12 protein-coding genes and 3 tRNA genes are annotated in these 13,282 nt (G+C 35.3%); 4 read left to right on the top strand and 11 right to left on the bottom strand.

From position 1 onward, the window contains the following. The first annotated feature begins 89 nt into the window (after nt 1-89). Nucleotides 90-731 carry an O-methyltransferase gene (locus AC51AA_RS16175; RefSeq protein WP_500703250.1) on the top strand — a complete coding sequence of 214 codons (642 nt, stop codon included), beginning with the start codon at nt 90-92 and terminating at the stop codon, nt 729-731. Between the two features lie 25 nt (nt 732-756). On the opposite strand, the gene AC51AA_RS16170 is transcribed toward AC51AA_RS16175, so the two are convergent. The 7 genes from AC51AA_RS16170 to AC51AA_RS16140 form a co-directional block, all read right to left on the bottom strand. Next, nucleotides 757-1,320 carry a phosphatase PAP2 family protein gene (locus tag AC51AA_RS16170; RefSeq protein WP_500703249.1) on the bottom strand — a complete coding sequence of 188 codons (564 nt, stop codon included), beginning with the start codon at nt 1,318-1,320 and terminating at the stop codon, nt 757-759. After that, the gene (locus AC51AA_RS16165; RefSeq protein WP_500703248.1) at nt 1,320-1,646 is read right to left on the bottom strand and encodes a Sec-independent protein translocase subunit TatA/TatB; all 327 of its coding nucleotides are present in this window, start codon (nt 1,644-1,646) and stop codon (nt 1,320-1,322) included. Before AC51AA_RS16165 ends, AC51AA_RS16170 begins: the two co-directional genes overlap by 1 nt. Nucleotides 1,647-1,753: 107 nt before the next feature. After that, nucleotides 1,754-4,000 carry a M1 family metallopeptidase gene (locus AC51AA_RS16160; protein WP_500703247.1) on the bottom strand — a complete coding sequence of 749 codons (2,247 nt, stop codon included), beginning with the start codon at nt 3,998-4,000 and terminating at the stop codon, nt 1,754-1,756. 66 nt (nt 4,001-4,066) lie between these two features. Next, nucleotides 4,067-4,600 (bottom strand): DUF6702 family protein, encoded by a 534-nt coding sequence (locus AC51AA_RS16155; RefSeq protein WP_500703246.1) that lies wholly within the window; start codon nt 4,598-4,600, stop codon nt 4,067-4,069. Next, a complete protein-coding gene (gene bamP, locus AC51AA_RS16150; RefSeq protein WP_500703245.1) occupies nt 4,563-5,318 on the bottom strand; it encodes a BamP family beta-barrel-assembly machinery protein in 756 nt (251 codons plus the stop codon). Before bamP ends, AC51AA_RS16155 begins: the two co-directional genes overlap by 38 nt. After that, entirely contained in the window at nt 5,308-6,033 is a 726-nt protein-coding gene (locus tag AC51AA_RS16145; protein WP_500703244.1) for a carboxypeptidase-like regulatory domain-containing protein, read from the bottom strand. Before AC51AA_RS16145 ends, bamP begins: the two co-directional genes overlap by 11 nt. Before the next feature lie 150 nt (nt 6,034-6,183). Continuing rightward, nucleotides 6,184-6,948: a hypothetical protein gene (locus AC51AA_RS16140; RefSeq protein ID WP_500703243.1), complete on the bottom strand. Its 765-nt coding sequence runs from the start codon at nt 6,946-6,948 to the stop codon at nt 6,184-6,186. Nucleotides 6,949-7,111: 163 nt separating this feature from the next. Between AC51AA_RS16140 and pepE the strand changes: the two genes are divergently transcribed. Then, nucleotides 7,112-7,819: a dipeptidase PepE gene (pepE, locus tag AC51AA_RS16135; protein ID WP_500703242.1), complete on the top strand. Its 708-nt coding sequence runs from the start codon at nt 7,112-7,114 to the stop codon at nt 7,817-7,819. Between the two features lie 48 nt (nt 7,820-7,867). Here the strand turns inward: pepE and AC51AA_RS16130 are convergent. The 3 genes from AC51AA_RS16130 to AC51AA_RS16120 all read right to left on the bottom strand — a co-directional run bounded on the left by AC51AA_RS16130 (nt 7,868) and on the right by AC51AA_RS16120 (nt 8,297). Then, nucleotides 7,868-7,940 (bottom strand) — tRNA-Gly (locus tag AC51AA_RS16130). 104 nt (nt 7,941-8,044) lie between these two features. Then, a tRNA-Gly gene (locus AC51AA_RS16125) sits at nt 8,045-8,117 on the bottom strand. 107 nt (nt 8,118-8,224) lie between these two features. Next, nucleotides 8,225-8,297: transfer RNA gene (locus AC51AA_RS16120), tRNA-Gly, on the bottom strand. Between the two features lie 562 nt (nt 8,298-8,859). Here AC51AA_RS16120 and AC51AA_RS16115 point away from each other — a divergent pair. Continuing rightward, nucleotides 8,860-10,455 carry a L,D-transpeptidase family protein gene (locus AC51AA_RS16115; RefSeq protein WP_500703241.1) on the top strand — a complete coding sequence of 532 codons (1,596 nt, stop codon included), beginning with the start codon at nt 8,860-8,862 and terminating at the stop codon, nt 10,453-10,455. Here AC51AA_RS16115 and AC51AA_RS16110 read toward each other — a convergent pair. Then, nucleotides 10,444-11,166 carry a murein L,D-transpeptidase catalytic domain family protein gene (locus AC51AA_RS16110; protein WP_500703240.1) on the bottom strand — a complete coding sequence of 241 codons (723 nt, stop codon included), beginning with the start codon at nt 11,164-11,166 and terminating at the stop codon, nt 10,444-10,446. The two genes, AC51AA_RS16115 and AC51AA_RS16110, sit on opposite strands and share 12 nt — an antisense overlap. A gap of 524 nt (nt 11,167-11,690) precedes the next feature. Between AC51AA_RS16110 and gpmI the strand changes: the two genes are divergently transcribed. Beyond that, nucleotides 11,691-13,208, top strand: a complete 1,518-nt coding sequence (gene gpmI / locus AC51AA_RS16105; RefSeq protein WP_500703239.1) for a 2,3-bisphosphoglycerate-independent phosphoglycerate mutase — start codon at nt 11,691-11,693, stop codon at nt 13,206-13,208. Nucleotides 13,209-13,282 lie beyond the last annotated feature (74 nt).

Here is a 13,282-nt window from a genome sequence, read left to right as displayed (position 1 = left end):
CCATTCGTTACGACGAATGGTTTTTTTTATACAAAAAACTAGTCTTTATTTTTTGTATTTTTGCATTCCAATTTAGAACATACCACAACATGCATTTTATTTCACAAGACTTAGAAGACTATATTGAACAACATTCCCAGAACGAACCAGAACTTTTGGCTCGTTTAAACAAGGAAACTTACCAAAAAATACTACTACCTCGTATGTTAAGCGGTCACTTCCAAGGTCGTGTCTTGAGCATGTTATCCAAATTGATTCGTCCAGTAAACATTCTAGAAATTGGTACCTATACTGGCTATGCCGCCTTATGCCTATGTGAAGGAATGCAAGAAAACGGACAACTACACACCATCGATATTAAAGAAGAATTAGTTGACTTTCAGAGAAAGTATTTTGACGCATCCCCTTGGGGACAACAAATTTATCAGCATCTAGGTGAAGCGGTAAATATCATCCCAACTTTGGATGTGAAATTTGACTTGGTTTTTATTGATGCCGACAAAGAAAATTACCTAAATTATTGGGAAATGATTGTCCCAAAAATGAATAAAGGCGGTATTATCCTATCCGATAATGTGTTGTGGAGTGGAAAAATTCTAGAACCTGTACATCCAAACGATGTAAGCACCAAAGTTCTTTTAGAGTATAATTTACTACTGAAAAATGATCCTCGCGTAGAAACCGTTTTGCTTCCGATCCGCGATGGTTTGACCGTAAGTAGAATACTTTAAGCAAGCAACATATAGCGCTTCCCTTTTATTCTGGAAAATAGAGCTTTTTCAGCTTTCTATAAACCAAATAAATCAAAGATCCGAAGAGCGCTCCGAAAAAATAGCCAGTTAAAATATCACCTGGATAGTGCAGACCCAAATAAATGCGGCTATAGGCAAAAATTAACGGCCATAAAAAAAGCAGGCCTAAATACTTAAAGTGACGTTTTAGAACCAGGTACAAGAAAGTAGCAACAGCCATCGTATTGGCAGCATGTCCTGAGAAAAAACTGTATGATTTACGAACTTGAACAATACGAATAAACGAATTGATTTCGGGATTGTTACACGGTCGTAGTCGCTGAAAAGTATACTTGAACAAATTGGTTGTTTGATCTGTAAAAGCAATTAAAACAGCAATAAAAAGCAATAAATACAAGGTTTGCTTCCCTCCTATTTTTTTATATATAAGATAAAAAAGCAATAAGAAAAAAGGTGTCCAATTCAATTGATCGGTAATAACAAGCCAAAGCTTATCAAAAGTTTCAGAGCCTAAACCGTTAAGATATACAAATAAATTGGTATCTAATTCTTGTATTTTTTCAAGCATTATATTTGGCGCTTTACAGGTCCTGAAATCGAATCTATACCTTCTTTTACTTGATCAATTTGCGCTGCAGTATCCCCTAATAAATTGGTTTTGGCATTGCTAATCTCGGCATTAATATTCCCGGTGATATCCGTCAAAGATTTAGCGTCAAGACCATTGGCCTCAGCTCCTTTTTGAATTTCACTTTTAATATCATTGGTAGCATTTTTTAATTGCGCCATAGCTTTTCCCATTGTACGTGCGATTTCTGGCACCTTATCTGAACCAAAAAGCATAAGTACTATAAACAGTATGAAAACTAATTCTCCTCCTCCTATACCAAACATATCTATTATTTTTATGTGCTACAAAGATATTAAATTTTGTAGCTGACAGTTTTAAAATTTACTTAAAAAAAAAAGACTCATATCTCAGAGTCTTTTTTTTCTATTTTTTAATCAAATTTTGATTTTTCTTCAACTTTTGGCCAAGCGTTATTGGTTACATCAATATCCGCCGTGAGTAATTTCGGATCGATCTGAATACTTTTAATTGCTTTTTCTGTCGCATAAACTTTCTTAGCGGTATCATTGTTCTTTCTCCAGATTTGTGCTGGATATTGGAAGTTTTGTTTTGAACCATCTTCAAAAGTAAGCTCTACAACAATTGGCATAATCATTCCTCCTGGCTTGTTAAACTCCACTTCATAGAAATACTTAGGAGCCTTAATTTTGGCTTTTTCCTCTGCTGTAAAAGTTTCATCTACATAAGCCGACAGTGTTTTAACATCCTCAAGTTTTAATGCTTTTTTATTGGCCGCACTTACTTCAGCATTATCACCAGCCACCAAATAGACAAATGGTCCTTTCTCGAATCCAAAACGTCCTTTCTTCACTTTTACATTTTTAAGATCTGCAGTTGGGTTTTCCGATACATAATATTGTTTTACTTCCTTAATTCCGATATCAACAAAATCAGTCGAATAAAACCAACCTCTAAAGAACCAATCCAAATCTACTGCTGAAGCATCTTCCATCGTCCTGAAAAAGTCTTCTGGTGTTGGGTGTTTGAACTTCCATCTGTTGGCATATGTTTTAAAAGCATAATCAAATAATTCTCTCCCCATTACCACTTCTCTTAAAATATTAAGACCAGTAGCTGGTTTTCCGTACGCATTATTTCCAAACTGAACAATCGTTTCAGAATTCGACATTATAGGCTCTAAAAACTTTTGATCTCCACTCATATAGGGAACTATGTTTTTAGCCGGTCCTCGTCTTGAAGGGAAATTTGGATCTAATTCTTGCTCCGCCATATATTGCATAAAGGAATTTAACCCTTCATCCATCCAAGTCCATTGACGCTCATCTGAATTGACAATCATAGGGAAAAAGTTATGCCCCACTTCATGGATCACCACACCAACCATTCCGTTTTTAACTTCTTTACTGGTCACCCCATTTTCATCAGGACGTCCATAATTCCAACAAATCATCGGATACTCCATTCCTTGATCTTCCGCCGAAACAGAAACCGCTTTTGGATAAGGATAGTCAAATGTATGAGAAGAGTAGCTTTTTAAGGTATGCGCAACGGTCATTGTTGACGTTTCTCCCCAAAGTGGATTTGCTTCTTTAGGATAAACCGATTCGGCCATCACAATTTTATTATTCAATTTTACAGCCATTGCATCATAAATAAACTTTCTTGATGAGGCTATTCCAAAATCACGAACATTCTTAGCACTGAATTTCCATGTTTTTTTCTTTTCCGAAAACCCTTTTTCAGTAACTTCAGCCTCGGCCTGTGTTACAATCACCACCGGTTTGTCAAATGATTTCTGAGCTTGTTCGTAACGTTTTACTTGTTCTGCCGTAAAAACTTCGCTTCTATTGATCAATTCTCCTGTCGCATCAATAACGTGATCCGCAGGAACTGTAATATTTACATCAAAATTCCCAAAAGGCAAAGCAAACTCTCCACCTCCCCAAAATTGCATGTTTTGCCATCCTTCCACATCGTTATAAACAGCCATTCTTGGGTAAAACTGGGCGATTACATAGATCTTATTTCCATCTTTCTCGAACAATTCGTAACCCGAACGTCCACCATCTTTTCTATAATTATTGATATTGTACCACCATTTAAGTGAGAACGAAATTTTCTCACCTGGTTTTAATGGAGTAGCTAGATTAATACGCATCATCGTTTCGTTGACAGTATAGGACATCGGACTTCCTTTTGAATCTTTAACAAATTCAATATTAAAACCACGCGCCAATTCTTCTTTTAAGTATTTATTTGAAAATCCATCAAGCGCAAAAACCTGATTGATTTTTTCCCCTTCTGCCAAAGAAGATTGCGTATTGGGCTTGGCTTGATTTTGATCCAGTTGCAACCATAAATATTCTAAGCTATCTGGTGAATTATTAGAATAGGTAATGGTCTCAGCACCACTTAATTTTGAGTTCTTATCATCTAACTCAATATCAATCTTATAATCTGCTTGTTGTTGGTAATAGGCGGGACCAGGTGCTCCAGAAGCTGTACGAAACATATTAGGCGTCGCTAACAAATCATACATTTGGCTGAATTTATTAGTATCGTACTTACCTTGTTGTTTTGGCGCAACAGCATTGGTTGCTTTCTCCTGAGCTATTAACATAGCAGGAAAAATTAATAATAATGAAAGTTTTTTCATAAATACTTTTCGAGAATTTTGTCAGGCTGTGAAAATACCAATTAAAATGATAATTTTACACTTCTCTCAATATTTTAACACTTCTTTCCTTGAAGATTCGGTAAAAAGTACACTCTTTTTTACACCAAAGGCCACAATATGTGTAATGTTTTGTTGCTCATTATTCCAATCCAATAAAATAGTGTTTAAAATCTCAATGGTCTTGAATTTATCAACATCTTTAATCCGGGAATAACAAACCAAAACATCATCAGCCTCTACCTCCTTAGATAAAAAAGTAATTGCCTTTGACTGCCCATTGATTTTGATGACGAAATTTTCTGCAAGGTATTTTTTCAATAAATCAACATCCGCTGGCGTTTCTTTATCGGTGCCTACATAAGTTTTCCGATGGTATTTCTTTTCCATCCCTTTATTTAAATCGTCGATAAAAATTCGGGACGTTATCTGAATCATTTTTTTTTCAGCCGCGTAATTCACCTGAAAAACACCCATATAGAACTTATGAAAAGAAAAACCAGAAAATAACACAAACAGTACTCCTATTAAAGGAAAAATCAGTTTATTTCTGCGTAACATTCGCTTTCTTAAATTCCTCATTTTTAGTAACCATAAAATCCATCAATTCGAACTTTGCCTCTGGCTTTAGATGCCTTTTTGACTCTGGATCGTTAGAACAATACATTAAAAACAAATCTATTTCGTCTGATTTCAAACCAAGTGTTTTGGTATAGAAATCAGCCGTGAAGTTTGCTTTAGAATACTGCACAAAAGCAATATCATCAATAACCTCTGGCTTAACGTCTTCTTTTTTCCTTAGCAGTTTTTTGACATCTTTGAAAATTCGAACAAAATCAGTTCCATACTTAATGGTTTGATCCGAGTACATCGCATTATTTTTTGCTGTAGATTGTTTGTCGTCTTCAAATTGCAGATCAACAATCCCTTGCGAACCACCTTGCAATGCCTTTACTTTTAACTCTTTAGGAATCAAAACTTCTTTCAACTGATTATTCACCAAATCCAATCGCACTATAAAAAGCACTTCTGCACAATCTTTCTCACTCAAAACAACCTTTCTAGATTGAAATGTTAAACCCGAAAACAATAAAGTATCCTTAGGTCTAGCCATAATATCGAACAATCCTTCTGCACCTATAAAAGTTCTGGTTTTCGCATTTATATTCATCACATAACCACCTTCTATAGCTAGGGCGCTATTAAAAACTTGTCCATGTAATGATTTCCTTGAATCGTTTTGTCCAATGGCTATTTGACAAAGTAAACACGCAAGCAGTATTCCTAATTTATTTTTCATTTTGAAGAATTATTAAATATTTTCGGGCTAAGTCAGTAATTAAAAACATACTCATTGTCTTGTTCTTAGTATTCAAAGATACGGCAAATTCAGTATCTTCTACACAATAAAGCTGAAATCCTTTGATATCTTCTAGAGGAATTTTCAGACGTTCTGTATAATAATCTTCATTAAAAAGATATTCCATTTTTCGAAATAAAACCTCTTTTTTTTCTACATCTACCTCTTTTTTCAGCATTTGGGTTCTACCTGAGATCGTATTCAATAATATGTCTACCGGACCAGAAGTTGCCCCATAGACCTTTCTTTCAGCCGCAGTGTATTTTTTTTGTCCATAGGGAATGATCCCCATACTTTCAGCATTAATCCCCGAATTTTCATTGACAATCACCTCCTTCAACTCCACTTCTTTAGCAGCCAGCTTGATATGAATTGATTTTAAATCCATGTCCTCCGCCGTAATTCGATAGCGAAGTCCTTCTAAATTCACTGCCGAAAAAACCAAAACATCTCCTTGCTTCACTACAATAGCAAATCGACCACTTTCATCTGAAACAGTCGAAACCTGAGTAGTATTATTAATAACATTAACCCCAACTACAGAAGTAGATTGCGCTACAATTTGCCCTAAAATCTCTTTCGCTGTATTGGTCTGTCCCATACAAAATTGAAAAAGAAACAAAACCAAAACCAAAAAAGTATACTTGTTTTTCACTTACTATAATTTCATTGTGTTATTCCAATTTTTAATAACACTATTAACCTTTTCACACGCCAGATCACCTACATCACTCCTTTTCCTTGACGATCATTTGATCCAAAAGTAATTTGAAAAATCAAGAAAAGCAGTACCCATAAACGATTATTACTTTTCACCGGCTATCATTTCCTTGTATTTTACGGCTAATTCGCCCAATAAAAACTCCGTAGAAGTTTTATTTTTAGAACTCAGAATAACCGTAAACTTTTCGTTTTCAACCGCATAATACTCAAATCCTTTCACATACTCTAGCGGTACTTTCAAACGATTAACAAAATAATCTAAATCAAACATGCGCTCTAAAAGTTTCATGAACATCTCTTTTTTCTCCACCGCAACTTCTTTTTTAAGCATTGCAGTGCGCCCTGAAAAAAAATTCAGCAAAGGATCTGCTGAAACAGCACCTCCTGCCATGCCTCCGCCGCCCGCCGCTGCATTTAATGCCGTTGCTGTACGCAACTTTCTTTCCGCTTCCGTATAGTGCTTTTGTCCACTTGGAACAATCCCTAGCGCTACTGAGTTAATATTATCGTACCTTTTCACTATTACCTCCTGCAACTGGTACATAATCATTTTTAAGGGGACGGAAAAATTCAAGTTTGAGAAATCCTGCTCCCTAAGTAGCACTCTATTTTCTTTAAATTGTATAGAAGAAAAAACAAGTGTTTCACCTGTCTTAGCTGCAATTGAAAAAGAACCATCTGCAGCTGTAGTTACCGTAGCTTCCGTTTGGGCATTAATCACATAAACGCCTTCCAAATTATCTACAGTTGAAGTCACCTTACCATTAAACATCGATTGGTCTTGGCTTTGAGACCAAACCCTTGGAGTCAAAACGATAACTAAAAAAACTACTACTTTACCAATCAAAATGAGAAAAATTTAAAATTACTCTTAAAGATGTAAAAATATCTCAATGTATTCCAAATTTAATACTAATGGCTTGGTAAAAATATGTTAATTAAACCCGATTGACCACCTCTAAAAAAAGAGATTTAATACCTTTAACCTAAACAATTTGATTTTAAATTTCATGAAAAGCATCATCATAGCCAGTACTTCAACACTACACGAAGGCAGTTATCTAGAATACCTACTACCTACCTTACAATCCCATTTTAAAAACTGTAAAAGCATTGTATTCATTCCTTTTGCACGGCCTAGCGGGATCACTCACGACGAATACACCTCGAAAGTAGCACAAGCCTTTTCTTCCATAAATATTAACGTAAAAGGAATTCACGAATTTGACAATGCCGAAAAAGCAATCAAAGAAGCCGAAGGTATCTTTACTGGAGGAGGAAATACTTTTTTATTGGTTACACAATTATACCAGCAAAACATTATGCAAACCCTTGCTCAGACAGTAAAAAACGGAACGCCTTACTTAGGAACAAGTGCAGGAAGCAACATCTGCGGCTTATCCATGCAAACCAGCAACGACATGCCTATCATATATCCTCCTAGTTTTCAAACCTTAGGACTGATTCCTTTTAATCTAAACCCCCATTATTTAGACCCTGATTTATCATCCAAACACATGGGAGAAACTCGCGAAACAAGAATTAAAGAATTTCATGCCTTCAATACAATTCCCGTTTTAGGGTTAAGAGAAGGTAGTTGGCTGGAAGTAAAAGGAGACCAAATCACCTTAAAAGGAAACCTTAGCGCTCGTTTGTTTTTACAAAATCAATCCCCAGAAGAATTAGCAACAGAATCTGACCTAAGTTATTTAAAATAAACGCCAACGAAAAAAGCCTCAAACTAAATGTTTGAGGCTTTTTTTAAGAGCGAAAGACGAGGCTCGAACTCGCGACAACCAGCTTGGAAGGCTGGAGCTCTACCAACTGAGCTACTTTCGCATTAATAAGGTTGCAATACGGACAATTAAATCTTCTTAAAATCAAATTCAATAATTATCCAATTCTGCTAAAAAAAACCAAAACAATTATGTTTCGGTTTCTAGAGCGAAAGACGAGGCTCGAACTCGCGACAACCAGCTTGGAAGGCTGGAGCTCTACCAACTGAGCTACTTTCGCATTAATTAGGCTGCAAATATAAACAATTATATCATTTTAAAAAACAAAATTCAATAATTATTCAATTTTGATAAAAAAACCGAAACCATTAAGTTTCGGTTTTTTAGAGCGAAAGACGAGGCTCGAACTCGCGACAACCAGCTTGGAAGGCTGGAGCTCTACCAACTGAGCTACTTTCGCATTACCGTGGTGCAAATTTAGAGAATAAATAAAGTGCAAAACAAGCTTTTTCTTCAAAAATTTCAATTAAAAACAGCAATTATTCCTAAATGATTTAAAATTAAAAAGTTATCAATCCGACTGTTTTTCTAAAATCTTAAATACAGTAAAACAAATACTACAAAAATAAATTTAAGCTACAAATCAAGTAATTCTTAACATAAAAAAATCAGCAGAAAATTGTATCTTTGAAAGAGATGATTTCGTTAACCAGCAGCCCTTCGACTGAATAATAAAACTAATTTAACAAGAATTATATTCCTGTATTCAAAAATCAACATTATCTTTACGGGGAAAACTGGTAGCGACTCAAGGATGGCTGTTTTAAAAATACATCAGAAGATAAGGATTTAGAGTTCTACTAGCAAAATACCGGAAAACCACAACAAAATAACAGAAGTGAATTTGATTTGGCCTGCCCAGAGCAACAATAGTAAACTGCTAAAAGAGAACAATCAAACTGCGAGGAACCTTTATCTTTCAAAGCAGCTCCGAGTATTCAGTACTGTTAAAAAAATATAATATGAAGCAATTATACCTTCTCATAATACTATGCCTCCTTATCAGCTGTAAAAAGGACAGTGCTAAAATCGTAACTCCTCTAGCGGCAAAAAAAACGGTCGTGGCTCCCACAATCATATTGACTGACGAAAGAAAAGTAACCATTGACACTAGCTTAATCAACACTTTTAAAAGCGAAACACTTAAGCAATTTTACCATTCCTCAGAAAACAAAACCGTTTGGGGTGATCTCAAAAAAAGAACCTACGTTTTATCGCAATTAAAAAATGCAGCGGAATTAGGCTTGAATCCTGAAGATTACAAAGCATCAAAACTCAAAAACCTAGAAAGCAAACTAAACAAATTAAACGATACCGAGCTAGCTGTCTACGACATCCTATTGACTTATAATTTTGAACAATACTTAATCCATTTATATAAAGGAAAATTAAATCCTAAAAAACTATATAACGATTGGGACTTAGATGAAAAAACTTTTGATGTAAACAACGCTTTAATAAAAGCCTTTAACAATAACAATTTAGACAGTATAGTAGAAAACAATCAATCAAAATCACATACTTACAAGCAACTATTAAAAGCACTTAAAATCATCAACACTTTCCCAGATGACGATATTAAAACAATAGAATCTTTGGAAAAAATAACATTAAACGATACCAATGCTGCCCTACTCAACATAAAAAAAAGACTTATGTTTTGGAAAGATATGCCTGCAAAAGATAGCTTAACTATAATTTACGACAACAAAACCTTTGAATCTATCAAAAAATTTCAAACTAGACATGGCTTAGCCCCTGATGGCGTTATTGGACCAGGAACCCTCAGTGCTCTAAACTATTCGAAAAACCGAAGAAAACAACAAATCATTGCCAACCTAGAGCGTTGGAGATGGTACAATAACGACTTAGCTGAAAATTACTTTATGATCAACATACCTAATTACAGCTTAAATGTGGTCGAGAACCAAGACACCACTTTGGTTCGAAATATAGTCGTGGGAACCAGTAAAAGAAAAACACCAATCATTACCTCAACATTAAAAACAGTTGTTTTTAATCCTACTTGGACCGTCCCTCCTACCATTTTAAAAGAAGATATCGTGCCCGCAATGAGACGCAATCGAAACTATTTAGCCAATAAAAGCATTACGATATATGATACCGCAGGAAATGTGGTCAATCCTTATGCATGGAACCCAAACAAACCTCATAATTATCGCTATGTACAAAGTCCAGGCGAGGACAACTCATTAGGATTAATGAAAATCTTGTTCCCCAACAACCATAGTGTATATTTACACGACACCAATCATCGCAATTATTTTGGAAGAAACAACCGTTCATTAAGTTCAGGCTGTGTTCGTGTTGAAAACCCTTTGGAATTGGCCCAGCATATACTAGATGACTCGGATAATTGGTCAAAAGAAAAAATTGACTCTGTTATTGCGACCAAAAAAACCATCAATACCAGAATAACAAAAAAATACGCTTTATATCAGTGGTATTGGACCGCTTGGAGCGAAAAAAATCAGCTCATTTTCAGAGCTGATATTTATAATTTAGATTCGGATTTGTATGCTAAATTAAGAGATTAGCTTTTCTTCCATCGTAAAACTTCTTGAAGGATGGTAAATATACAAACACGATTTATTTTTTATAGTCTCAATTATTTCATTTGTCAACTCAACCGGAATTGCAGGACAACCTAAGCTTCTACCTAATCGTTTGTTATTTCTAATAAAAGAGTCAGAGACGTAATCAGCCCCATGCATCACAACCGCTCTACTACGAGCTTGATCATTTACGCCCTTTTCCAATCCATCTAAACGCAGTGAAGCGCCATGCTTCCCTCTGTAAATTTCACCTGTAGCATAAAATCCTAAGCTACTTTTGAAAGACGAATTGTTATTTGAAAATGTCGTTGCAAATTCATCTCCAGTATTTTTTCCGTGAGCTACTAAAGAATTGAATAAAACGGTATTGGTTGCCAAATCAATTACCCAAAGACGTTTGGTATTTGATGACAAACTAAAATCAATTAGCGTTAAAATATCTTTTTGAATAGCCCCCTTTTCTTTCAACAAATAAAAACCTTTTAATGCTTCTGAAAAAGTCTTAAGTTCCGGTAAGGAAAAATGGTTAGCATTTAAAGTATGGTAAACGTTTTCAATTCGACTATCGAGGCTAACTTTCTCAACCTTAGCGATACTCTTTGTCGTTACTTTTTTAAGTTCGGGAGTGCTTTTAGTCTCTTTTCCAAAAGACAATAACAAAAACACTAGCAGTGGATAAATTTTATAAATCATTGAATTACTTTAGGTTGTACATTAAAATTTGGGTTTGGCAAAAATATAAAAAATTTATAGTTGTCAAAATAAAAGCCTGAAAATCAAGGCCTTTTTATTTAAACTTTAACAAAATGCAAGTAAAAAATTAGCATTTAAACCACAAAAACACCCCTTTGTAGGATATTTACAATATTTTTTACAAGCCCAAAACAGCAATTCGTTGCATGGGTTTGAAACACAAGGAAATGCGTTTTATGTTTTCTATTGAAAAACACTTCCATCTTAAAACAAAAACACCTTTCTTTTATACATAATGACTACTCAAAACCTGTTTTTAAAATAAACACAAAATAGCTTACCCCCTATTAATACCTCTAAAAACAATATTAGAAACAGCCTCAAGCGTGAATTAATTATAAAAAACACCGTATTCTTTAACCAAATTACTATTTTTTGTTACGCTTCGTTTTATAAACCATAATTGTACCTATGCTTTCTTGCACATTTTATAAATGGTTTATCTTTGTAAAAAATAAAAAGTAATGAACAAGAAAGTAATCCTTATGATTTTAGACGGTTGGGGAAAATCTCCCGACCCTAAAGTATCTGCAATAGACAATGCAAATGTTCCTTTTATAAACAGCCTCTATAAAAATTACCCAAGCGCTCAACTTCGTACTGATGGACTAAATGTAGGCCTACCAGAAGGTCAAATGGGTAACAGTGAAGTAGGCCACATGAACCTTGGAGCAGGAAGAATTGTATACCAAGATTTAGCCAAAATCAATTTAGCTGTAGCCCACAAAACACTAGCAAAAGAACAAGTACTTATTGATGCTTTTACTTATGCTAAAGAAAATAATAAAAAAGTTCACTTTTTAGGATTAGTCTCTGATGGAGGAGTACACTCACATACTTCACATCTACGTGGCTTAATCGACGCTTCACAAGAATATGGTTTAGAAAATGTTTATATTCACGCTTTTACAGACGGACGTGATGTTGACCCTAAATCAGGAGCCAAATACATTGCGGACTTAGAAAATCACATTCAAAACACGCCTGTAAAAATCGCTTCTATTATTGGTCGATATTATGCAATGGACCGTGATAAACGTTGGGAACGTGTAAAACTAGCCTATGATTTGATCGTAAATGGAACTGGAACTCCATCAAAAAATGCCGTTACAAGTATCCTTGACAGCTATGCAAAAGAGGTAACCGATGAATTTATTGCACCTATTGTAATGGTGGACGCAGACGAGAAACCTTTGGCTACGATTACGGAAGACGATGTCGTTATCTTCTTTAATTTCAGAACAGACAGAGGACGTGAACTTACAGAAGCGCTTTCGCAACAAGACTTTCACGAGCAAAACATGCACAAGTTAAACTTGTACTATGTAACGCTTACCAACTACGACGAAACCTACCAAAACGTAAAAGTAGTTTACAACAAAGATAATATTACCGAAACCCTTGGTGAGGTTTTAGAAAAAGCAGGCAAAAAACAAATTCGTATTGCTGAAACAGAAAAATACCCGCACGTTACCTTCTTCTTTTCAGGAGGAAGAGAAACTCCTTTTGAAGGCGAATCTCGTATTTTAAGAAATTCTCCAAAAGTAGCTACGTACGATCTACAACCTGAAATGAGCGCTTTCGAATTAAAGGACGCTCTTGTTCCGGAGTTAAACAAAGGCGAAGTAGATTTTGTTTGTCTGAATTTTGCCAATGGAGACATGGTAGGTCACACTGGAATCATGAGCGCTGCCATTCAAGCCTGTGAAGCAGTTGATGCTTGCGTAAAAGAAGTAATTGAAGCGGCTCTTGCTAATAATTACACTACTATTGTAATTGCCGATCACGGAAATTGCGAGACAATGATCAATCCTGACGGAAGCCCAAATACAGCACACACAACAAACCCAGTGCCGATCATTTTGGTTGACAAAGAATTAAAAACAATCAAAGACGGTGTTTTAGGTGACATCGCCCCTACTATATTAGAACTGATGGGAGTTGCCCAACCTGAGGCAATGAGCTGTCATTCTTTATTGTAAAAGAAACCATTCTTGGTACCCTTCAAAAAGTCGCTCTAATGTAGAGCGGCTTTTTTTGTGACCAATCAATCTAT

This window comes from Flavobacterium sp. OHVDL-2026-0007 (assembly GCF_059882335.1).
Note: the sequence above shows the minus strand (reverse complement) of the source record. Positions and strands in the feature narration are given on the sequence as shown.

Excerpts from the sequence above, each read along its gene's own strand:
- pepE (WP_500703242.1), top strand. The coding sequence starts at position 7,112 with ATGAAAAGCATCATCATAGCCAGTACTTCAACACTACACGAAGGCAGT.
- AC51AA_RS16165 (WP_500703248.1), bottom strand. The coding sequence starts at position 1,646 with ATGTTTGGTATAGGAGGAGGAGAATTAGTTTTCATACTGTTTATAGTA.
- AC51AA_RS16175 (WP_500703250.1), top strand. The coding sequence starts at position 90 with ATGCATTTTATTTCACAAGACTTAGAAGACTATATTGAACAACATTCC.
- AC51AA_RS16155 (WP_500703246.1), bottom strand. The coding sequence starts at position 4,600 with ATGAGGAATTTAAGAAAGCGAATGTTACGCAGAAATAAACTGATTTTT.
- gpmI (WP_500703239.1), top strand. The coding sequence starts at position 11,691 with ATGAACAAGAAAGTAATCCTTATGATTTTAGACGGTTGGGGAAAATCT.
- bamP (WP_500703245.1), bottom strand. The coding sequence starts at position 5,318 with ATGAAAAATAAATTAGGAATACTGCTTGCGTGTTTACTTTGTCAAATA.
- AC51AA_RS16170 (WP_500703249.1), bottom strand. The coding sequence starts at position 1,320 with ATGCTTGAAAAAATACAAGAATTAGATACCAATTTATTTGTATATCTT.
- AC51AA_RS16160 (WP_500703247.1), bottom strand. The coding sequence starts at position 4,000 with ATGAAAAAACTTTCATTATTATTAATTTTTCCTGCTATGTTAATAGCT.
- AC51AA_RS16110 (WP_500703240.1), bottom strand. The coding sequence starts at position 11,166 with ATGATTTATAAAATTTATCCACTGCTAGTGTTTTTGTTATTGTCTTTT.
- AC51AA_RS16115 (WP_500703241.1), top strand. The coding sequence starts at position 8,860 with ATGAAGCAATTATACCTTCTCATAATACTATGCCTCCTTATCAGCTGT.